This window comes from Streptomyces sp. NPDC058653 (assembly GCF_042716895.1).
Lineage (GTDB): Bacteria > Actinomycetota > Actinomycetes > Streptomycetales > Streptomycetaceae > Streptomyces.
Map to the genome: position 1 here is coordinate 1 of NZ_JBHXRM010000068.1, position 19,542 is coordinate 19,542.

Annotated in this window: 17 protein-coding genes; 6 read left to right on the forward strand and 11 right to left on the reverse strand. The window is 71.7% G+C overall.

Annotation, left to right across the window (positions count from 1 at the left end; genetic code table 11):
* From ACFWU9_RS34615 to ACFWU9_RS34625, 3 genes are all read left to right on the forward strand, one after another.
* Positions 1-114 (forward strand): potassium-transporting ATPase subunit C (locus tag ACFWU9_RS34615; protein WP_384325072.1); only part of this gene is annotated, 114 nt, incomplete at its 5' end.
* A gap of 58 nt (positions 115-172) precedes the next feature.
* The gene (locus ACFWU9_RS34620) at positions 173-874 is read left to right on the forward strand and encodes a response regulator (protein ID WP_384325050.1); all 702 of its coding nucleotides are present in this window, start codon (positions 173-175) and stop codon (positions 872-874) included.
* 50 nt (positions 875-924) lie between these two features.
* Entirely contained in the window at positions 925-3,471 is a 2,547-nt protein-coding gene (locus tag ACFWU9_RS34625; RefSeq protein ID WP_384325051.1) for an ATP-binding protein, read from the forward strand.
* 89 nt (positions 3,472-3,560) lie between these two features.
* Here the strand turns inward: ACFWU9_RS34625 and ACFWU9_RS34630 are convergent, their stop codons facing one another.
* From ACFWU9_RS34630 to ACFWU9_RS34640, 3 genes are all read right to left on the reverse strand, one after another.
* The gene (locus ACFWU9_RS34630) at positions 3,561-3,761 is read right to left on the reverse strand and encodes a ferredoxin (RefSeq protein ID WP_384325052.1); all 201 of its coding nucleotides are present in this window, start codon (positions 3,759-3,761) and stop codon (positions 3,561-3,563) included.
* A gap of 206 nt (positions 3,762-3,967) precedes the next feature.
* On the reverse strand, positions 3,968-4,549 hold the full coding sequence (locus ACFWU9_RS34635; RefSeq protein WP_384325053.1) for a TMEM165/GDT1 family protein: 582 nt from the start codon (positions 4,547-4,549) through the stop codon (positions 3,968-3,970).
* Between the two features lie 401 nt (positions 4,550-4,950).
* Positions 4,951-6,447 carry a DUF2252 domain-containing protein gene (locus tag ACFWU9_RS34640; RefSeq protein ID WP_384325054.1) on the reverse strand — a complete coding sequence of 499 codons (1,497 nt, stop codon included), beginning with the start codon at positions 6,445-6,447 and terminating at the stop codon, positions 4,951-4,953.
* 231 nt (positions 6,448-6,678) lie between these two features.
* On the opposite strand from ACFWU9_RS34640, the gene ACFWU9_RS34645 reads away from it, so the two are divergent.
* Positions 6,679-7,764 carry a serine hydrolase domain-containing protein gene (locus tag ACFWU9_RS34645; protein ID WP_384325055.1) on the forward strand — a complete coding sequence of 362 codons (1,086 nt, stop codon included), beginning with the start codon at positions 6,679-6,681 and terminating at the stop codon, positions 7,762-7,764.
* A gap of 73 nt (positions 7,765-7,837) precedes the next feature.
* Here ACFWU9_RS34645 and ACFWU9_RS34650 read toward each other — a convergent pair whose 3' ends face one another.
* The 3 genes from ACFWU9_RS34650 to ACFWU9_RS34660 all read right to left on the reverse strand — a co-directional run bounded on the left by ACFWU9_RS34650 (position 7,838) and on the right by ACFWU9_RS34660 (position 10,814).
* Positions 7,838-8,434, reverse strand: a complete 597-nt coding sequence (locus ACFWU9_RS34650; RefSeq protein WP_384325056.1) for a TetR/AcrR family transcriptional regulator — start codon at positions 8,432-8,434, stop codon at positions 7,838-7,840.
* Positions 8,435-8,531: 97 nt separating this feature from the next.
* Positions 8,532-9,212, reverse strand: coding sequence for an ABC transporter ATP-binding protein (locus ACFWU9_RS34655; RefSeq protein ID WP_384325057.1), 681 nt, complete (start codon positions 9,210-9,212; stop codon positions 8,532-8,534).
* Positions 9,213-9,356: 144 nt separating this feature from the next.
* Positions 9,357-10,814, reverse strand: a complete 1,458-nt coding sequence (locus tag ACFWU9_RS34660; protein ID WP_384325058.1) for an ABC transporter permease — start codon at positions 10,812-10,814, stop codon at positions 9,357-9,359.
* A 116-nt stretch (positions 10,815-10,930) separates the two neighbouring features.
* On the opposite strand from ACFWU9_RS34660, the gene ACFWU9_RS34665 reads away from it, so the two are divergent.
* Positions 10,931-11,326, forward strand: coding sequence for a nitroreductase/quinone reductase family protein (locus tag ACFWU9_RS34665; protein ID WP_384325059.1), 396 nt, complete (start codon positions 10,931-10,933; stop codon positions 11,324-11,326).
* Positions 11,327-11,358: 32 nt separating this feature from the next.
* Here ACFWU9_RS34665 and ACFWU9_RS34670 read toward each other — a convergent pair whose 3' ends face one another.
* The 5 genes from ACFWU9_RS34670 to ACFWU9_RS34690 all read right to left on the reverse strand — a co-directional run bounded on the left by ACFWU9_RS34670 (position 11,359) and on the right by ACFWU9_RS34690 (position 17,770).
* The gene (locus ACFWU9_RS34670; protein WP_384325060.1) at positions 11,359-12,303 is read right to left on the reverse strand and encodes a glycoside hydrolase family 26 protein; all 945 of its coding nucleotides are present in this window, start codon (positions 12,301-12,303) and stop codon (positions 11,359-11,361) included.
* A gap of 218 nt (positions 12,304-12,521) precedes the next feature.
* Entirely contained in the window at positions 12,522-13,550 is a 1,029-nt protein-coding gene (locus ACFWU9_RS34675; protein WP_384325061.1) for a LacI family DNA-binding transcriptional regulator, read from the reverse strand.
* Positions 13,547-16,090, reverse strand: a complete 2,544-nt coding sequence (locus ACFWU9_RS34680) for a glycoside hydrolase family 2 protein (protein ID WP_384325062.1) — start codon at positions 16,088-16,090, stop codon at positions 13,547-13,549. Before ACFWU9_RS34680 ends, ACFWU9_RS34675 begins: the two co-directional genes overlap by 4 nt.
* A gap of 130 nt (positions 16,091-16,220) precedes the next feature.
* Entirely contained in the window at positions 16,221-16,643 is a 423-nt protein-coding gene (locus tag ACFWU9_RS34685; protein WP_384325063.1) for a RidA family protein, read from the reverse strand.
* On the reverse strand, positions 16,640-17,770 hold the full coding sequence (locus tag ACFWU9_RS34690; protein WP_384325064.1) for an acyl-CoA dehydrogenase family protein: 1,131 nt from the start codon (positions 17,768-17,770) through the stop codon (positions 16,640-16,642). The genes ACFWU9_RS34685 and ACFWU9_RS34690 overlap by 4 nt, the downstream gene beginning before the upstream one ends.
* Before the next feature lie 106 nt (positions 17,771-17,876).
* Here ACFWU9_RS34690 and ACFWU9_RS34695 point away from each other — a divergent pair, with 106 nt between their 5' ends.
* Positions 17,877-19,520: an AMP-binding protein gene (locus ACFWU9_RS34695; RefSeq protein WP_384325065.1), complete on the forward strand. Its 1,644-nt coding sequence runs from the start codon at positions 17,877-17,879 to the stop codon at positions 19,518-19,520.
* Positions 19,521-19,542: the final 22 nt, after the last annotated feature.

The following is a 19,542-nucleotide window of genomic DNA, read 5'->3' on the forward strand; positions in this document are numbered from 1 at the left end:
GTACAGAAACTCGTCGACGACCACACAGACGGCCGCATCCTCGGCTTCATCGGCGAACCACACGTCAACGTCCTCCAACTCAACATCGCGCTGAAATCGCTCGTCCAGAAATGATCCGGCCGCGGCACACGGTCGTGTCGCGACGGCACACGCAACAGAAGGCGGTGCGCCCATGACTCGGGTGCTGGTGGTCGAGGACGAACCACAACTCGTAAGGGCTCTTGAGATCAATCTGAGAGCGCGCGAGTACGAGGTGGAGTCCGCATCCGACGGCGGAACAGGTCTGCGCCTCGCCGCCGCGCGCGCCCCGGACGTCGTCCTGCTGGACCTCGGTTTACCCGACATGGACGGCATCAACGTGATCAAGGCGCTCCGGCACTCCAGCCGGGTGCCGATCCTGGTGGTCTCCGCCCGCCAGTCGTCGGACGAGAGGATTACGGCGCTGGACGCGGGCGCCGACGACTACATCACCAAGCCGTTCGACATGAGCGAACTGGTGGCGCGGCTCCGCGCGGCGGCCCGCCGCGCGGAGCGGGCGGTCCGGGGGGTGCGGGGGGTGCCCGTCGGCGGTACGTCGATCGTCAGCACCGACGAGTTCACCGTCGATCTGCTGGCGAAGAGGGCCAGGCGCCACGGCCAGGACGTGCGGCTCACCCCGACCGAATGGCAGCTGCTCGAAGTGCTCATCCGCCATCGTGGCCGGCTCGTGGGACAGAGGCAGCTGCTCCACGAGGTGTGGGGCACCTCCTACGACAGGCAGACCAACCATCTCCGCGTCTACATGGCCCAGTTGAGGCGCAAGCTCGAAGCCGACCCGTCGCATCCGCGGTATCTCATCACCTCTCCCGGCATGGGCTACCGCTTCGAGATCTGAGGCTCCGCGCGGACCCGGTACCCACCCCGTCGACCGAGAAGATCGGAATCATGAGACGCGGCAAGCTCCGTATTTATCTCGGCGCGGCGCCCGGCGTCGGCAAGACGTACGCGATGCTCTCCGAGGCGCAGCGCCGGGTCGAGCGCGGTACCGACTGCGTCGTGGCGTTCGTGGAGCATCACAGCCGTCCCCGTACGGAGGTGATGCTCCACGGCCTGGAGCAGATCGGGCGGCTGGAGGTCCGGTACCGGGGCACCGTCTTCACCGAGATGGACGTTGACGCCGTCATCGAGCGTCACCCCGCCGTCGCCCTGGTGGACGAACTCGCGCACACCAATGTGCCGGGCTCCCGCAACGCCAAGCGCTGGAAGGACGTCGAGGAGCTGCTCAAGGCGGGGATCGACGTCATATCCACGGTCAACATCCAGCATCTGGAATCGCTCGGCGACGTCGTGGAGTCGATAACGGGCGTTCGGCAGCGGGAGACCGTCCCCGACGAAGTGGTGCGGCACGCGGACCAGATCGAACTGGTCGACATGGACCCGCAGGCGCTGCGGCGCCGGATGGCGCACGGCAACATCTACCAGCCCGACAAGCTGGACGCGGCCCTGTCCAACTACTTCCGGCCCGGAAACCTCACCGCGCTGCGCGAGTTGGCCCTGCTGTGGACCGCGGACCGGGTGGACGAGTATCTCCAGCAGTACCGGGGTGAGCACAACATCCGCTCCACCTGGGGCGCCCGTGAGCGCATCGTCGTCGGCCTGACCGGCGGTCCCGAGGGCCGTACGCTCATCCGCCGCGCCGCCCGGCTCGCGGAGAAGGGGGCCGGCGGTGAGGTGCTGGCCGTCTACATCGCCCGCAGCGACGGACTCACCTCGGCCTCGCCGAAGGAGCTCGCAGCCCAGCGGATCCTGGTCGAGGAGCTGGGCGGCACCTTCCATCACGTCATAGGGGACGACGTGGCCTCGGCGTTGCTGGAGTTCGCGCGGGGGGTCAACGCCACGCAGATCGTGCTCGGTTCGAGCCGCCGCAGGACCTGGCAGTACGTGCTCGGGCCCGGGGTCGGCCAGACGGTCACCCGCGGGGCCGGACCGGACCTCGACGTCCATATCGTCACCCACGAGGAGGCCGCCAGGGGGCGCGGTCTGCCGGTGGCGCGTGGTGCGCGCCTGGGGCGCGCGCGAAGCGTCGGGGGCTGGCTCACGGGCGTCGCGGGGCCGGTCCTGCTGACCCTGCTGCTGGACGGGATGGCGCCCGACGTCGGCCTCGCCAACGACATGCTGCTGTTCCTGACGCTGACGGTGGCCGCCGCCCTGCTCGGCGGGCTGGTCCCGGCGCTCGCCTCCGCGGCCTCCGGCTCACTGCTGCTGAACTACTACTTCACCCCGCCGGTGCACGAGTTCACGATCGCCGACCCGCAGAACATCGTCGCCATCGCGATCTTCTTCGCGGTCGCGGTCTCGGTGGCGTCCGTCGTCGACATCGCGGCCCGCCGTACCCACCAGGCCGCCCGGCTGCGCGCCGAGTCCGAGATCCTGTCCTTCCTCGCGGGCAGTGTGCTCCGTGGTGAGACGACGCTCGACGCCCTGCTGGAGCGGGTCCGCGAGACCTTCGCGATGGAATCCGTTGCTCTGCTGGAGCGCGAGAGCGACACCGCTCCCTGGACCTGCGCGGGCAGCGTCGGGACGGCCGAGCGGGTGGTACGCCCGGAGGACGCCGATGTCGACATGCCGATAGGGGACCATATGGCGCTCGCCCTGTCGGGCCGGGTGCTGCCCGCCGAGGACCGCCGGGTGCTCTCCGCCTTCGCCGCCCAGGCCGCCGTCGTCCTGGACCGCCAACGGCTGGTCGGCGAGGCCGGGCAGGCCCGCGAGCTGGCCGAGGGCAACCGGATCCGTACGGCGCTGCTCGCGGCGGTCAGCCACGATCTGCGGACGCCGCTGGCCGGTATCAAGGCGTCGGTGACCTCGCTGCGCTCCGACGACGTCGAGTGGTCCGACGAGGACCACCAGGAACTGCTGGCGGGTATCGAGGAGGGCGCCGACCGGCTCGACCATCTGATCGGGAACCTGCTCGACATGTCCCGGCTCCAGACCGGCACGGTGACCACGCTGATCCGGGAGATCGATCTGGACGAGGTGGTTCCGATGGCGCTCGGCGGGGTGCCGGAAGGCAGCGTCGTACTGGACATTCCCGAGGACGTGCCGATGGTGGCGGTCGATCCGGGCCTGCTGGAGCGCGCGGTGGCCAACATCGTGGAGAACGCGGTCAAGTACAGCCCCCAGGACGCGCCGGTGCTCGTCTCCGCCAGCGCGATCGCCGACCGGGTCGAGGTCCGGGTGGTGGACCGGGGTCCCGGTGTCCCGGACGACGCGAAGGACCGGATCTTCGCCCCCTTCCAGCGGTACGGGGACGCTCCTCGGGGCGCCGGAGTCGGGCTCGGCCTGGCGGTCGCCCGGGGCTTCGCGGAGGCGATGGGCGGCACGCTCGCCGCCGAGGACACCCCGGGCGGCGGCTTCACCATGGTCCTGACCCTGCGGTCCGCACCGGGTCATCCGCCGGCGCGCCCCGACCTGCCGGCCACGGCGACGTCGTGAACACGGCCCGGGGCCGGAGCCGTGGCCCGGGGCGGTCTCCGTGGGAGGGCCACCGGGCCACGACTCCGTACGCGGCACGGGCCGCGCGGCTACGCGTTCTCGATCACGTTGATGGAGGCGGAAGGACAGCCGGCGGCGGCGTCACGGACGGCCGCGTGCAGTGCCTCCCCCGGCTCGGCCTCCAGCAGCACGACGATCGCGTCCTCGTCACGCTGGTCGAACACCTCCGGCACGAGTTCGACGCACATGCCGGCGCCGCAGCACTGGTCCTCGTTCACGGTGATTTTCATTCGGATCCCCTTTTCCAGACGGTCAGTTGACCGGAGACAGGCCAAGAGGATCACCCTTTCACGGGCACCTCGCGGCAGCCACCCGCTACGCCCGTGGCGAGGGCCATGTCGCCCCGGTGGCCGGTCCGGGCGCGGGTCCGGGCGCGGGTCCCGGCGCGGGTCCCGGCGCGGGTCCTGGCACGGACAACGCGCCGGCGGGCGGGCGGTCAGAGCGTGAGGGCCTCCACGAGTGTCCAGATCGCGAGTCCGGTCATACAGAGGGCGCCGACGCGCTGAACGGTCTTGAGGGGGACACGCTGCGCGATGAAGCGGCCGGCCAGCAGGGCGAGCGCGGAGACCGACATCAGGGCGAGGGCCGAGCCGATCGCGGTGGGCAGCCAGCCGTTGCTCGCGGCCAGGTTGGCGGTGGTGATCTGGGTGAGGTCGCCCCATTCGCTGATGAAGACGGCCATGAAGGCGGTGGTGTAGACGGGCCAGAAGCCGGTGACGGTCTTGCCGCCGCCCTCCTCGTCGTCGTCGCCCCCGCTGCGCAGCAGAACGACGGCGCCGAACGCGAACAGCGCGGCGGAGACCAGCTTGACGGCGATCTCCGGGAGCAGACCCAGCAGGCTGCCGGCGCCCACGGCGATGGCGACGTGCACGACGAACGCGGTGGAGGTGCCGAACCAGACGTACAGCGGCCGCATCCGGGTGCCCATGGCCAGTGAGGCGAACATGGTCTTGTCGGGGAGCTCCGCGAGGAAGATGAGCCCGAAGGCGGTGATGATCGCCAGGGGGTCGAAAGTCATTCCCATTGCTTTCTGCTGGGGCCGGGCCGTGAGCTCGTACGGCACCCAGAGGGCGACGGGAGGAACCACTCGACCCGGCACGACGGTCGGCCCGCACAGCGGTACGGGCCGGATCATGCCTGGTCGAAGGTCTCGTCCGCCCCGCGTGGAACGCGGTGGCCCGGTGGCCGGGACGCCTCGCGGCGTCCAGTGTGTCGACCAGCGGTTCTCGGGACTACTCCCCTTCGCTGCCGCCTACGGTAACAGGCGCCGCGGAGACCGAACAAACTGTCGAGAGAGGGAGCTCGGTCGGCGATTTCTCGCTGTTCCGCCGCTCTTCCCACGGTCTTACGCGCGGATGGTCCGGCGCGCGCATGGTCCGGCGGGCGCATGGTCCGGCGCGCGCGGGGCGTGTGCTCCGGCTACGTCGCCGAGGCGGCCAGTTGCCCCCTGCGCACCGCGGACACCAGGGCCGCGTGGTCGCGTTCGTTCTGGTCGGCGTAGCTCTCGGCGAAGTCGGAGAGCGCGTTGTCGAAGACCGGGCCGCCCCCCAGATACGCGCCGATCGCGATCCGGTCGCCCGAGCGGGCGTGGGCGCGGGCGAGCGTCGCGCCGCAGAGCTCGGCGAAGACCCGCATGCCGTCGGGGACCATGTCCTGCGGCACCAGGATGCCTTTCCAGTCGTGCAACTGCCTTATGTAGAAGTCGCGTTGGCGTCCGTCGTACCCACGCACCCGGTCCCATCCGAGGAAGACGTCGCCCACCGCCTGCATGAGCCGCTGGCCGGCGACCACGCGATGGCCCTGATTCGTGTACTGGCTCTCGCCGACGTGCTCGGCCAGTACCGAGCGGCCCGCCTCCTTCGCCTGGAGGATCAGCGGATCCGAGTCGTCCTTGCCCAGCAGGAGCACGATCCAGCAGCGCGTGCCCACGCTGCCCACGCCGACGACCTTGCGGGCCATGTCGACCACGCGGTACTGCCGGAGCAACTGCCTGCGCTCGGTGGACAGACTCCGCCCGTACCGGTCGACCAGCTCGCGCAGTTCGCCGACGAGCGAGTCGTGCTCCGCGCCCCGCAGCAGGTCGTCGACCGGCACGACCAGCGGCGGATCGGGGGCGAACCGGCGCTCCCCGTCGAACGGCCGGGTCAGTTTCCGGAAGGCCTGGAGGCTGTCGCGGGACCGCGCCTTCGTCATCGTCCTCGACAGCCGCTCCCGGCCCTTCGCGGGCAGCCGCCGGTCGGCCAGCGGCCGGAGCTCCTCCATGTCCGCCCGGGTGTACCAGACGTCGAGATTGCCCATGTCGGCGAACATGCGCATGCGCTCGCGGTAGGAACGTACGGCGGCCCGTACGATCACCGACCGCTCCTTCGTGGAGTAGCCGTTCTCGCGCCCGGCGATGACCAGACTCGCCGCCAGTCGTTTGACGTCCCACTCCCAGGGGCCCGGCAGTGTCTCGTCGAAGTCGTTGATGTCGAAGACCAGCCGCCGTTCGGGCGAGCCGAGGAGCCGGAAGTTCAGCAGGTGCGCGTCCCCGCAGAGCTGCGCCGTGATGCCGGAGACCGGGGTGGCCGCCAGGTCACCGGCCATGATCGCGGCGGCGCCCCGGTAGAAGCGGAAGGGCGACTCGGTCATCCGGCCGTACCGGATGGGCACCAGTTCCGGCACCCGGGACTGGGACTGCGCGTCCACCACCGCCACCGGGTCGGGCCGGTCACGGGCCGGCTCGAACCCCGCGTGGCTGGACCTCGGTGCCCGCTTACGGGCCGCCCTGCCCCGCTCGGCCCTCTCCCGGGGCGAGAGGTGGTCGGCGGCTCCCCGCGGTACGCCGGCGCCGAAGGCGGCGCCGTGGCCCGTGCCGGGCTCTGCGCCGGAGTTTCCGCGTGGAGCCTCGCCGGAGTCTCTGCCGCGCCTGGTCATCGCTGCGCCTCCACCCCGAGAGCCGGCCCCCACCCGTCTCACTATCCGGCGCCCGCCCGCCCGTCGCACGTCGGCCCGGCCGGCGCCGCCCGCGTCCGGGCCACCAGATCCGGTGTCTCCGGCCGCCCGGTGTGGGGCACCTCCCTGCGCACAACCCGTTCCCTGCATACCCCCCATGGGTATATGCTCCGGCGTGTTCGGGGGGCCGCCGCACCAGGGAGGGGAATCACAATGAGCGTCGAAGGGCACGTGGCCGAGGGGTACGAGACGGTCCGTCAGGTCTTCCGGAGGATGGTGGACGACGGCCGCGAGACCGGGGCGGGCCTGTCGGTGTGGCGGGACGGTGTCGAGGTCGTCCGGCTCACCGGCGGCTGGGCCGACACCGGGCGGCGGCGGCCCTGGCGGCCCGACACGCTGGTCCAGCCCTACTCGGTGTCGAAGCCGTTCGCCGCGCTCGCGGCCCTGGTGGCGGTGCGGGACGGCGCGCTGACGCTGGACGAGCCGATCGGGCGGTACTGGCCGGAGTACGGGGTCGCGGGGAAGGAGCGGACCACGCTGCGCCATGTCCTGACCCATCAGGCGGGCCAGGCCCGGTTCCCGGTGGCGGCGACGGGGACGGATCTGCTGGACGACGCGCGGCTGCGCGAGATCCTCGCCGTATCGGCCCCGGAGTACGTCCCCGGTACGTCGCTGGGCGAACACGCCCTGACCTACGGCCACCTCATCGACGGGGTGCTGCGGGCGGGGGCGGGCGTCTCGCTGGAGCGGATCTTCGCCGACGTCGTACGGCCCGCGCTCGGGCTCGACGGGTGGTTCGGCGTACCGGACGGGGAACTGCACCGGGTCGCCGACCTTGAGCACACCTCTCCCGAGTGGCCCCGACAACTGCCGCAGGAACCGTGGTTGACCATCCCCTCCGGCCTGCTGGACATGGAGCGGATGAACTCGACGAAGTGGCGGCAGTCGGTCTTCGGCGCGGCCAATCTGCATGCCACCGCGACCTCCGTGGCGAAGTTCTTCGCCGACCTCACCCGCACGGACGGCCCGGTCCACCGGCTGCTGGGCGGTGAACTGCACGCCGCGTATCTCGCGCCGCAGGTCCGCCGGCACGACGAGGTCTTCGCGACCACCGTCGGCTGGACGCTGGGCCTCATACGCGACGACGGGAAGATCGCCAAGGGCGGTCTCGGCGGGTCGGCGGCGTGGTGGTCGGTCAAGCACGGGCACTCGTGCGCGTTCCTGACCCGCAGGCTGGACGACCTCTCCCGGGCGGCCGAGATAGCGGAGGCGCTGGGCGACGATCTGAGTCTGCGGTGAGGCGGCGGACGGATCACGTATCGCGTGCCGGCCGCACCGGGGATCGGCGCGGGCGGGGCGGGCGGGGCGGGCCTCAGGAGCCGCCTTCCTGTCCACTGGACGCGGGCCAGTGAACAAGAAGGCTGTGCAGCGCGTCGAGAGCACGGGCCCAGGAGTCCTGCGGCGGACGCGCGTGCGCGAACCCGCCCGCCGCTTCCAGGGCGACGAACCCGTGGAACGTGCTGCGCAGCAGCCGCACCGCGTCCGTGAGGTCGGGCTCGGCCAGCCCGTAGCCGCGCAGCATGCCGTACGTCAGCTCGACCGCGCGCCCCGGTCCGGCGGCCTTCGCCGCCAGTTCGGGGTCGATCCGGATCGCGGCCTGCGTCGCCGTGTAGCGGCCCGGGTGGCTGTGGGCGTACTCCCGCCAGGCGTCGGCGTACGCGACCAGCGCCTCCTTGCCCGCCCGCCCGGCGGTCGCCTCCGCGATACGGACGCTCTTCTCCTCGGACCCCAGCAGCGCGATCCGGCCGCGCAGATCCTCCAGGCTCCGGACATGGGCGTAGAGGCTCGCGTCCTTCACGCCGAGCCGCCGGGCCACCTGGGACATGGAGATCCGGTCGAGCCCGACCTCGTCCGCCAGTTCGGCGCCCGCGACCGTCACCCGCTCCGCCGTCAGCCCGGCCCGCGCCATGCGTCCACCTCTCACCGTTCCTGGGAACCCCGGTCATAACCTAGGGCCCCTAGGAACGGCAAGCCGCGCCCCGGCCTCCCGGCGGCCACCGCGGCGGCTACTCCGGGCGTTCGGTGATCGTGATCCTCCCGCGCCTGATGGTGGCGAGACGCGTCGCGCGCCGGGCGATGGCGCTGTCGTGGGTGACCATGACGAAGGTCAGCCCGTGCTCCTTCCAGAGCCCTTCGAGCAGATCCATGATCTCGTCGCGCATGGACTCGTCGAGATTGCCGGTGGGTTCGTCGGCGAGCAGCACCTTGGGCCGCTTGACCAGCGCCCGTGCGATGGCCACACGCTGCTGCTGGCCGCCGGACATCTCGGAGGGCACATGGTGCAGGCGCTCCCCCAGTCCGACCGAGCGCAGGGCCTCGGCCGCGCGGTCGCGGCGTTCCTTGGCCTTCGTACCGAGCGGGACGAGCGCGGTCTCGACGTTCTCCTGCGCGGAGAGGGTCGGGATGAGGTTGAAGCTCTGGAAGACGAAGCCGATGGTTCCGGCGCGTACGGCGGTGAGTCTGGCCTCGCCGAGCCGGGCGAGGTCGACACTGTCGAGCACGACGCTGCCCGCGGTGGGGCGGTCGAGACCGCCGAGCATCTGGAGGAGGGTGGATTTGCCGCCGCCGGTGGGGCCCTTGATGACGAGCCGGTCCCCCTCCCCGATGGTCAGGTCGACCCCGGCGAGCGCGTCGACGGTGTCCTTGCCTCTGCGGTACTGCTTGGTGACGCCGCTGAGTTCATACATGGTGCGACTCCTGGGCTTGCCGACCTCTGCCGGCTGCGGACTGCTGACTGCGGGCTGGGGGGCTGCGGGCTGGAAGGGCTACGGGCTGGGGACCACGGGCTACGGACCGCCAAGTGCGGGGTGCCGACCGCCCGTCGGCCCCGGCTACTCGACGCGGCGCAGCGCGTCGGCCGGCCGGAGCCGGGAGGCGCGCCAACCGCCGAAGGCGCCGGCGATCAGGCCTCCGGTCACCGCGAGTCCGACCGCCAGGGCGATCGTGGCGGCGGAGATGGGCGCGGTGAGGGCGATCTCGACGGCCTTGTCGGCGGCTTTTCCGGCCGGTCCGCCGCCGGCGCGCATGGCACCGCCTCCCCCGCCACCGGGGCCGCCACCCATGGCACCGAGCTGGGCGGTCAGGGACGGGCTGACGGCGGTCAGCGCGTACGCGCCGGCCACGCCGACGGCGATGCCGAGCACACCGCCGACCAGACCGTTGACCATCGCCTCCCCCACGACCTGCCGGGTGACCCGCCCGCTCTTCCAGCCGAGGGCCTTGAGCGTGCCGAACTCCTGTACGCGGCGGCCGACGGCCGACATGGTGAGCAGACCCGCGACGACGAACGCGGCGACGAGGACGGCGATGGACAGCCACTTGCCGACGTTGGTGGCGAGGTCGGACGCCGTGGAGAGGGAGCCGGAGACCGTGTCCGCGAGGTCGGCGGAGGTGGTGACGGTGGTGCCCGGGATGTTGTTCTGGATCGCCGACTTGACGGTGTCGATCTGCTGCGAGTCGTCGGCCTGGACGTAGACCGTGGTGACCTTCTCCTTGGAGTCGGAGAGCGTCTGCGCCCGCTTCAGCGGGATGTACAGATTGGCCGCCGCGTCACCGCTGTCGGCGGTGGCTATGCCGACGATCTCGAACTTCGTTCCCTTGACGGTGACCTCGTCGCCGACCTTGTACTTCTTCTCCTTCGCGTACGCGGAGTCGACGACGGCCACCTTGGCGTCCGTCTCGGTCGTCCTGAACGAGCGGCCGTCGGTGATCTTGGAGGAGGTGAGCGGGCCGAGGTCCTGCTGGGCGGTGTCGGTGCCGTAGACGGTGTAGGAGTTGACGTCGAAAGCGGCGCCGCCGCCCCGTACCTCACCCTGCGGCGCGCCACCACCGCCACCACCACCGCCGCTTGCGCCGCCGCCTTCCCTCGGCTTGAACTCGCCGGGCTTGAACTCCCCGTCGACCTTGAGGACGGAGAGGCTGAGGCCGCCCACGGCCGAGGAGACGCCGGACTGGTCGGCGACCTTGTCCACGGTGCTGGACGCGAGGGTCTCGAACCCCTGCGGCATGACGATGTCGCTGCTCTGCGTCTCGTCGCCGTCCTGCGCGTCGAAGTTGAAGCGGGGCCCCGTGCGGCCGCCCTCGGACGGGGGCGGGGCGGCCTTGGTGACGGTCATGTCCGTGCCGAGCCCGTACAGGGACTCCAGGACCTTCCCCTGGGCCTGCTGCATGCCGGAGGAGACGGAGTTGACGACGATGACCAGCGCGATGCCGAGTGCGAGACCCGAGGCGACGACGAGCGCGGCCTTTCGGCGGCGGCGCAGCTCGCGCCTGAGGTAGGTGAAGAACATGGCCCGAAAAATATGTACGGCGCGTGATGGCAGCATATGAGCGGCGTAAGAGAAGGATGAGAAGCCGTCACCACGGCGACCATGGACGAAGAGACCGTCGAGAGGGAGAGCCACGGATGTCGCGCTACGACGAGATCAAGCACCGGGCCGTCACCACGTTGCAGAGGTGGGTCGCCAATCCGCTCTCGAAACGAATGCCGGGGCAGGTGCTTCTGGAGACCACGGGGCGTACGTCCGGACAGCCCCGGACCACTCCGGTCGGCGGGACCCGGGTCGGCCAGGAGTTCTGGCTGGTGTCCGAGTACGGCGACAAGTCGCAGTACGTACGGAACATCCTGGCCGACCCGAGGGTCCGCGTCCGTATCAAGGGCACATGGCACACCGGGACCGCCCACCCCATGCCGGAGGACGATCCGCGCGCCCGGCTCAAGAGCCTGCCGACGGGCAACAGCGCGATGGTCCGGCTGGTGGGGACGAACCTGCTGACGGTCCGCGTCGACCTGGACGGCTGACCCGGGCGCCCTGATCACGCGGGGCGGGCCGGTCAGGGCAGCCGGACCTCGCCCTGGTTCAGGACGCGCGGATGGAAGTAGCCCGCCTGGAGCTCGGCGTTGGAGTTGTCGCCCTGCAACTGCTCCGACCAGAGCATGAAGTACGACCAGCGCGTCTGGCTGTCGAGCAGAGCGGCGTTGGGAATCCTGCCCATCTCGGCGATGGCGATCGGCCTGGTGCCGGCGATCGTCCGCAGCTGCTGGTAGTCGGACCCACTGGGGTGCCCCTTGTACCAGACGTCCAGCGACACCACGTCGACGTACTCGTCGCCGGGGTAGTACGAACTCCAGCCCCCGGCCGGGTTGTCCTGGACGTTCCAGACCCAGAGCAGATTGTCGAGGCCCTTGCCCGCGAGGTGGTCGCGGGTGATCCGGTAGAGCCGGGCGCCGCCGTCCGGTCCGGGGCGGGCGCCCCACCAGTTCCAGGACTCGTTCATCTCGTGGAGCGGGCGGAACAGTACGGGGACGCCCGCGTCCTTGAGCTGCCGGAGGTAGGGGACGACCTCGTCCAGACGGCGCTTCCACGCGGTGTTGAGGGCCGTGCCGTCGGTGATCGTCGCCTGGAACTCCTGAGGGGAGATCCGGGACTTGACGCCGCCCTCGAACTCGCACGAGCTGCCCATGGTCGGCGGGCAGACATGCCATGTCAGCGTGACCAGGGAGCCGTTGGCCCATTCGGTCTTCGCCTGGTCGATCACGCGCTGCCGGTTGGCGACGTCCTCGGAGCGGAACATGAGGTCGCCGCCCCAGAGGCCGGGGTACTGGCCGGTGATGTTCTTGACCAGCTGGGTGTAGCGGCCGGGGTCGGAGGCCGGTTCCTTGTTGTGCTGCCCGGAGACGACGCCCGAACCGGCGATGGACTTCAGGTAGTCCAGCACCTCCTGCCTGGGTGTGGCCGGGAACGCCTGGGCGGGGGACGGGGCGGCCGTGAGGGACATGACCGCGGTGGTGAGTGCCGCCGTGGCGACGGCGACGAGCCTGGACCGGTTCAGGGAGCGGGGGCGGTTTCCGGATCGGTCTGCGGATCGGTCTGCGGATCGGTCTCCGGGGCGGTTTTCGCGCATGGCGAGGCGAACCTTCCTCTTCGGTGGGGGGTTGCGGGGGCGCGCCGGTCGTCGAGGTCGGGGTTACGGGGACGGGAGTTACGAGGCGGGAGTTACGAGGGTGGGGGGCCGGTCGAGCCGCGCGGGGTGAGAGTGGGGGTCGGGACCTGCCGGGGCGCGACGCGCGCGCCGCCGATGACGTCGTACATCGCCCGCGCCACGTCGGCGCCGAACGCGTGGATGTCGTGGCTCATCGCGGAGAGCGAGGGGTGCGTGAGCCGGCAGAGCTGCGAGTCGTCCCAGGCCAGCAGGGACACGTCGGCGGGGACCCGGAGCCCCATCTCGGCGGCGACGGAGAGCCCGGCGACGGCCATGAGGTCGTTGTCGTACATGATCGCCGTGGGGCGGCCGGCGGAGGCGAGCAGCGAGCGGGTGGCGCGGGCGCCGGCGCCGCCGGAGTAGTCGGTATCGCTCTGGCGCCCTTCCGGCAGGCCGAGTTCGGCCATGGCCGCCGTGAACGCCTCCCGGCGCAGGGCGCTGTGGCCCAGCTCGGCGGGACCGCCGACGCGGGCGAGCGAGCGGTGGCCGAGGGCCGCGAGATAGCGGACGGCCTCGGTGACGGCGGTGCCGTCGTCCGTCCACAGGGCGGTGAACGGCCCGGCCAGCGACGGGTGTGCGACGGCAACCACCGGCATGCCCAGCTTGGCGAGGGCGGGGACGCGGGGGTCGTCGCGCCGGAGGTCGACCAGCACGGAGCCCGCGACCTGGCCGGATCTCCACCAGTGGTGCTGGAGTTCGATCTCCTCGTCCATGTCCCGTACCAGGCGCAGCAGCAGGGCACCCGAGTGCTCGGTCAGGACGCTTCCGATGCCGGAGACGAAGTCCATGTAGAAGGGTTCCAGGCCCAGTTGGCGGGCCGGGCGGCAGATCGCCAGTCCTACCGTGCCGGTCCCGCGCCGTCCCCGCGCGCGGGCCGAGCGGTTGGGCTCCCAGCCCATGGCCTGCGCGGTCCGGAGGATGTGCGCCCGTGTGGTCTCGGAGACACCGGGCTTGTCGTTGAAGGCGAGGGAGACCGCGGCGCGCGAGACACCGGCGCGGGCGGCGACGTCCCTGATGGTCGGCCGGGGCCCGGCCGCGCTCACGCGGGCTCCACCATGAACAGGGCGGCCCGGACGGCCGCGACCGAGCCCTCCCCGACGCCGTCGCCGCCCCCGTCCCAGCCGCGTACCCGGACGGTGGCGCTCTCGCCCGGCAGCAGCGTGAGCAGCCCCCGGTCGGCGACGGCGGTGGGCGCGAGCCGGTCCGCCTGGAGCAGCAGATCGCGCAGCAGCGTACGGGCGGTGACGACCACGTCCACGGCGTCCCCGTGGTCGACGACGTCCACGTCGTAGCCCGGCGCGGGATAGGCGAACTCCCGGTCGCGTACGGGGAAGTGCACCGCCCGCAGCTCTCCGGCGTCGGCGACGAGGAACTCCTTCGCCGAATCGGCGTCCGGCAGAAGTTCGTCGGGCACCGTCGCGACCGCGACCGCGCGTGCCCCGGCCCGCGCCGTCACCGTCGTCTCGGCGAGGGTCCTGCCGTCGGCGGCCGTGCGGCGCAGCCGTACCTCCGCGTCCCAGGGCACGGAGGACTGGTTGTCGGCGACGACGACCGGCCGGCCGTCGCGTTTCTGTACGGTCAGCAGCCGGTCCGCGTAGAGCACCCGGAGCGTGTGGTAGAGCGGCTTGAGGCGTGCGTCGCCGTCGACGGCTGCCCAGGAGGTCACCGGCCAGCAGTCGTTGAGCTGCCACAGGACGGTGCCCGCGCAGAGGGGCCAGTGCGAGCGCCAGTGCTCGATGCCGGTGGCGATGGCGCGTGCCTGGTTGAGCTGGGTGAGGTAGTGCCAGCGGTCGAAGTTCTCCGGTCCCGGTCCCGGGACGGCGAAGTGGTGGGCGAGGCCGCGCTCCAGTTTGCCGTTGCCGTCGTACGCCTTCTGGTGGTGGAGCATGCCGGGCGATGTCGCCGAGAGTTCCTCCCCGGGCAGCGCGCGTCGCAGTGTGGCGTGGGCGGGCGGTGCCTGCCAGCCGAACTCGGCGACGAAGCGCGGCACTTCGGCCAGGTAGTCCGTGTAGTCGGCGCGGTTCCAGACGTCCCAGGAGTGCGCGGTGCCGTGCGCCGGGTCGTTGGGGTGGTGGTCCCAGGAGCCGGACCAGGGGCTGCCCGCCCAGTAGGGCCGGGTGGGATCGGTGTCGGCGACGACGCGGGGCAGCAGGCCCAGGTAGTAGCCCTCGCCCCAGGAGTCGCCGTCGAGTGCGGGCTCCCAGTCCCAGTCGCGGAAGCCCCACAGGTTCTCGTTGTTGCCGTTCCACAGGACGAGGGAGGGGTGGGGCATGAGGCGGGTGACGTTCTCGCGGGCCTCGGCCTCGATCTCCGAGCGCAGGGGCTGCTCCTCGGGGTAGGCCGCGCACGCGAAGAGGAAGTCCTGCCAGACCATCAGGCCGAGTTCGTCGCAGACGTCGTAGAAGTCGTCGCTCTCGTAGATGCCGCCGCCCCAGACGCGTACGAGATTGACTCCCGCCTCGGCCGCCTGGGTGAGCCGGGCGCGGTAGCGGTCGGGGCCGATACGGGAGGGGAAGACGTCGTCGGGGATCCAGTTGACGCCGCGCGCGAAGACCGGCTCGCCGCCGATGGTGAGGGTGAAGGCGGTGCCGTGCGCGTCGGCGCCGGTGTCGAGGGCGACCGTACGGAAACCGAGCCGGCGCCGCCAGCGGTCGAGGACGGTGCCGTCGGTGTCGAGAAGCTCCAACTCGGCTTCGTACAGCGCCTGTTCGCCGTAGCCACGGGGCCACCAGAGGTCGACGTCAGGGACTTCGACGGTGAGGGTGGTGTCCGAGCCGTCGAAGTCGACGGAGGCGGTGTGCTCGCCGACGCGGGCGCGGGCGGTGAGCCGCCTGCCGGTGCTCGCGGGGGTGCCGGTGCGTTCGACGTCGACGCGCAGCTCGGCCAGGCCGGTCGAGCCGTCGACGGTCACGTGCGGGCGGACGGTGGCGAGCCGGGCGGTGGACCAGTGCTCCAGGCGGACGGGCTTCCACATCCCGGCGGTGACGAGGGTCGGTCCCCAGTCCCAGCCGAAGGAGCAGGCCATCTTGCGGATGTACTGGAAGGGCTCGGGATAGGAGTTGGGCCGCTCGCCCACCAGGGCGCGTACCGCGTCGGCCTCGGTGTAGGCGGAGGTGAAAGCCACGCCGAGCGGTGTCGGCGCGGCTCGGTCCAGCCGGTCCGTGACGTCGAAGCGGTAACTCCGGTGCATGTTGCGGGTGTCGGCGACGCGTTCACCGCCCACGCTGATGGCGGCGACGGTGTCGAGGCCGTCGAAGACGAGGTCGGTGCGCTCGTGCTTGGTGTCGCGGGGGCCGAGCACGGTGTCGTAACGCCAGTCGGTACGGCCCACCCAGGCGACGGCGGTCTCGTTACGGGAGAGGAACGGGTCCTCGATCAGCCCCGCGGCGAGGAGATCGGTGTGGACGCAGCCCGGGACGCGCGCCGGGATCCCGGCGGGGAGACCGGCGGGAGCGAGGCCGACGGGAACCAGGCCGGCGGGGGCGTCGGCGGGCGCTCCGGCCGGCGCCTCGGCCGGTGGAGGTACGTCGGCCGGGGCGTGGCTCAGCGTCCAGTCCTCGGTCAGGGGGGTGACGTCCTTCATGCGGGATGCTCCGTTCTCGGACGGCGTGCCGCTCAACGTAGAGCCGGTCACGTGGTCCGGTCCATAGACCGGTCAAGCATATTTCCGCCGTGTGGGTAAGGGAGTTGGCGTCGGATTACTGAACCTTTACTCAACTCTCCGATGTGCCGGGCACCATGGCGATGCCGTCCAGCTCCACGAGCGCGCTCTCGTCCCAGAGTCTGACGGTGCCGATCAGCGCCATCGCGGGGTAGTCGCGGCCCGCGAGCCGCTTCCACACCCGGCCCAGTTCGGGTGCGTGGGCGCGGTAGTCCGCGACGTCGGTGGCGTAGACGGTGACGCGCGCGAGATGGTCCGGGGTGCCGCCCGTCGCGGCCAGCGCCGCCAGGAGATTGCCGAGGGCCGTCTCGAACTGCTCGACCAGGGTCTCCCCCACGATCGCGCCCGTCCGGTCGAGCGCGGTCTGGCCGGCCAGGAAGACCAGCCGTCCGTCCGTCGCCGTCACGCTCACCGCGTGCGAGAAACCGGAGGGCGGTGCGAGCTCGGCGGGGTTGGTCCGTTCCAGACCACTCATCCGTACAACTCCTTCGCGATGATGGTGCGTTGGACCTCGGTCGCGCCCTCGTAGATACGGGGCGCGCGGACCTCCCGGTAGAGGTGTTCGAGCAGGTGCCCGCGTTGCAGGGCGCGGGCGCCGTGGAGTTGCACGGCGGCGTCGACGACGTACTGCGCGGTCTCCGTCGCGAACAGCTTGGCCATCGCCGAGCGGCGCGGCACGTCCGGCTCCCCCAGGTCGTACGCCTCGGCCGCCGCGTACACCAGCAGCCGGGCCGCCTCCGTGCGCGTCGCCATCTCGGCGACCTGGTGGGCGACGGACTGGAGGTCCTTGAGCGGGCCGCCGAAGGCGGTGCGGCCGGCGGTGTGGGCGAGCGTCGCCCCGAGCGCGGCCCCCGCCATGCCGACGGCGAACGCGCCGACGCTCGGGCGGAAGAGGTTGAGGGTGTTCATGGCGACACGGAAACCGCGGTCCACCTCACCGAGGACATCGGCGGCGGTCACGGGTACGGAGTCGAAGGCCAGGGCGCCGATGGGGTGCGGGGAGAGCATCTCGATGGGGGTGCCGGTCAGTCCGGGGCGGTCGGCGGGGACGAGGAAGGCCGTGACACCGCGCGCGCCCGCGCCGGGTGTCGTACGGGCGAAGACGGTGTAGAAGTCGGCCTCGGGCGCGTTGGAGATCCAGCGCTTCTCGCCGGTGAGCAGCCAGCCGGGGCCGTCCGTGCCGGGCCCGCCCCCGCCCGGTACGGCGGTGAGCGCGAGCGCCGCCGCGTCGGACCCGGCGTCCGGCTCGCTCAGCGCGAACGCGGCCACCGCGCGGCCCGCCGCCACCTCGGGCAGCCAGCGGGCCCGTTGCCCGTCGGTGCCGGCCTGGACGAGCGGGTAGCTGCCGAGCCCCTGGAGCGCGAGCGCGGTCTCGGCCTCCGTACACCCGTGGGCGAGGGACTCGCGCAGCAGACAGAGATCGAGCGCTCCGGCGCTCAGCATGCGGTCGAGGAGCCCCAGTTCGCCGAGGGCGGCGACGAGCGGACGGTTGATCCGGCCCGGTTCGCCCTTCTCGGCGAGCGGGCGCAGACGGTCGGCGGCGAGGGAGCGCAGCTCCTCGCACCAGTGCTTTTGTGCCGGATCGAGCGAGAATACGGGCATCGGGGCCCTCACTTGGATCGCGTCTATCGCGGACTGTTGACTGTCGTCACCCACACGATACGCTCGAAGCACAAAGCCACCAAGCCACCCCACGAGGGGGCGAACGATGGAGCTGACCCCGGCGGTTCTGACACCCTCGGCGCACCGCGACACTTTTCCGCGCGACCATCTGCCCCCGCCCGAGCAGTGGCCCGAGCTCGTCTTCGACCCACCCGGGCTGCGCGGGCCCGACCGGCTCAACTGCGCCGTGGAACTGCTCGACCGCACCGTGGAGCGCTTCGGCGCCGGCCGGCCCGTCTTCCATCTCCCGTCCGGCGAGACCTGGTCGTACGGCCGGCTGCGTACCCAGGTTGACCGGATCGCCCATGTCCTGACCTCGGACCTCGGTGTGGTGCCGGGCAACCGCGTGCTGCTACGCGGCCCCACCACTCCCTGGCTGGCAGCCTGCTGGCTCGCCGTCCTGAAGGCGGGCGCCGTGGCCGTGACGGTGCTCGCGCAGCAGCGGGCGCGTGAGCTGGCCACGATGTGCGAGATCGCCCGGGTCGGGCACGCGCTCTGCGACATCAGGTCGGTGGACGACCTGGTCAAGGCCGAGGTGCCGGGGCTGCGCGTGACGACGTACGGAGGGGACGCCCCGGACGATCTGCTCCGGCTGGCGGAGCGCAGACCCGAGACGTACGAGGCGGTGGAGACGGCGGCCGACGATGTCGCGCTCATCGCCTTCACCTCCGGAACCACGGGGCGGCCCAAGGGCTGTATGCACTTCCACCGCGATGTGCTCTCCATCGCCGACACGTTCTCACGCCATGTGCTGCGCCCCGGGCCGGACGACGTGTTCGCCGGCAGTCCGCCGCTCGGCTTCACCTTCGGCCTCGGCGGCCTGGTGGTCTTCCCCATGCGGGCGGGCGCGTCGACGCTGCTGCTCGAACACGCGGGCCCCAAGCAGCTGTTGGAGGCGGTCACCGGGCGCGGGGTGTCGGTGCTGTTCACGGCGCCGACCGCGTACCGGGTCATGCTCAACGAGCTGGCGGACGCTGGCGGGAGCGCGTACGACATCTCCGGGCTGCGCCGCTGCGTGTCCGCGGGGGAGAACCTGCCCGCCGCCACCTGGCAGGACTGGTACGACCGGACGGGAATCCGCGTCATCAACGGCATCGGCGCCACGGAGCTGCTGCACATCTTCATCTCGGCGGCCGACGGGGCGGCGCGGCCGGGCACGACGGGCCTGCCGGTGCCCGGGTGGGAGGCGCGCGTCGTCGACGGGTCCGGCGAGCCGGTGCCCGACGGGGAGCCGGGGCTGCTGGCCGTACGCGGCCCGGTCGGCTGCCGCTATCTCGCCGATGCCCGCCAGTCGGTCTACGTACGCGACGGCTGGAACCTCACCGGCGACACCTATGTGCGGGAGCCCGACGGCTACTTCCGCTATGTGGCGCGCGCCGACGACATGATCATCTCGGCCGGGTACAACATCGCGGGGCCCCAGGTGGAGGAGGCGCTGCTGGCGCATCCGGACGTGGCGGAGGCGGCGGTCGTGGGCCGTCCCGACGAGCTGCGCGGCCAGATAGTGGCGGCGTACATAGTGCTGCGTGACGGGGCCCGGGCCGACGAGGAGACGGTGGAGGCGCTGCGCGCGTTCGTCACCTCGCGGCTGGTGCCGTACAAATGCCCGCGCGTCTTCGAGTTCCTGGACGCGCTCCCCCGTACGCCGACGGGCAAACTCCAGCGCTTCCGGCTCCGCCCGACCGCCTGAACACGGCTCAGGAGCCGCCCCG

Coding starts and splice junctions, on each gene's coding strand:
- ACFWU9_RS34620 (WP_384325050.1), top strand. CDS start 173: ATGACTCGGGTGCTGGTGGTCGAGGACGAACCACAACTCGTAAGGGCT.
- ACFWU9_RS34625 (WP_384325051.1), top strand. CDS start 925: ATGAGACGCGGCAAGCTCCGTATTTATCTCGGCGCGGCGCCCGGCGTC.
- ACFWU9_RS34630 (WP_384325052.1), bottom strand. CDS start 3,761: ATGAAAATCACCGTGAACGAGGACCAGTGCTGCGGCGCCGGCATGTGC.
- ACFWU9_RS34635 (WP_384325053.1), bottom strand. CDS start 4,549: ATGACTTTCGACCCCCTGGCGATCATCACCGCCTTCGGGCTCATCTTC.
- ACFWU9_RS34640 (WP_384325054.1), bottom strand. CDS start 6,447: ATGACCAGGCGCGGCAGAGACTCCGGCGAGGCTCCACGCGGAAACTCC.
- ACFWU9_RS34645 (WP_384325055.1), top strand. CDS start 6,679: ATGAGCGTCGAAGGGCACGTGGCCGAGGGGTACGAGACGGTCCGTCAG.
- ACFWU9_RS34650 (WP_384325056.1), bottom strand. CDS start 8,434: ATGGCGCGGGCCGGGCTGACGGCGGAGCGGGTGACGGTCGCGGGCGCC.
- ACFWU9_RS34655 (WP_384325057.1), bottom strand. CDS start 9,212: ATGTATGAACTCAGCGGCGTCACCAAGCAGTACCGCAGAGGCAAGGAC.
- ACFWU9_RS34660 (WP_384325058.1), bottom strand. CDS start 10,814: ATGTTCTTCACCTACCTCAGGCGCGAGCTGCGCCGCCGCCGAAAGGCC.
- ACFWU9_RS34665 (WP_384325059.1), top strand. CDS start 10,931: ATGTCGCGCTACGACGAGATCAAGCACCGGGCCGTCACCACGTTGCAG.
- ACFWU9_RS34670 (WP_384325060.1), bottom strand. CDS start 12,303: ATGTCCCTCACGGCCGCCCCGTCCCCCGCCCAGGCGTTCCCGGCCACA.
- ACFWU9_RS34680 (WP_384325062.1), bottom strand. CDS start 16,090: ATGAAGGACGTCACCCCCCTGACCGAGGACTGGACGCTGAGCCACGCC.
- ACFWU9_RS34685 (WP_384325063.1), bottom strand. CDS start 16,643: ATGAGTGGTCTGGAACGGACCAACCCCGCCGAGCTCGCACCGCCCTCC.
- ACFWU9_RS34690 (WP_384325064.1), bottom strand. CDS start 17,770: ATGCCCGTATTCTCGCTCGATCCGGCACAAAAGCACTGGTGCGAGGAG.
- ACFWU9_RS34695 (WP_384325065.1), top strand. CDS start 17,877: ATGGAGCTGACCCCGGCGGTTCTGACACCCTCGGCGCACCGCGACACT.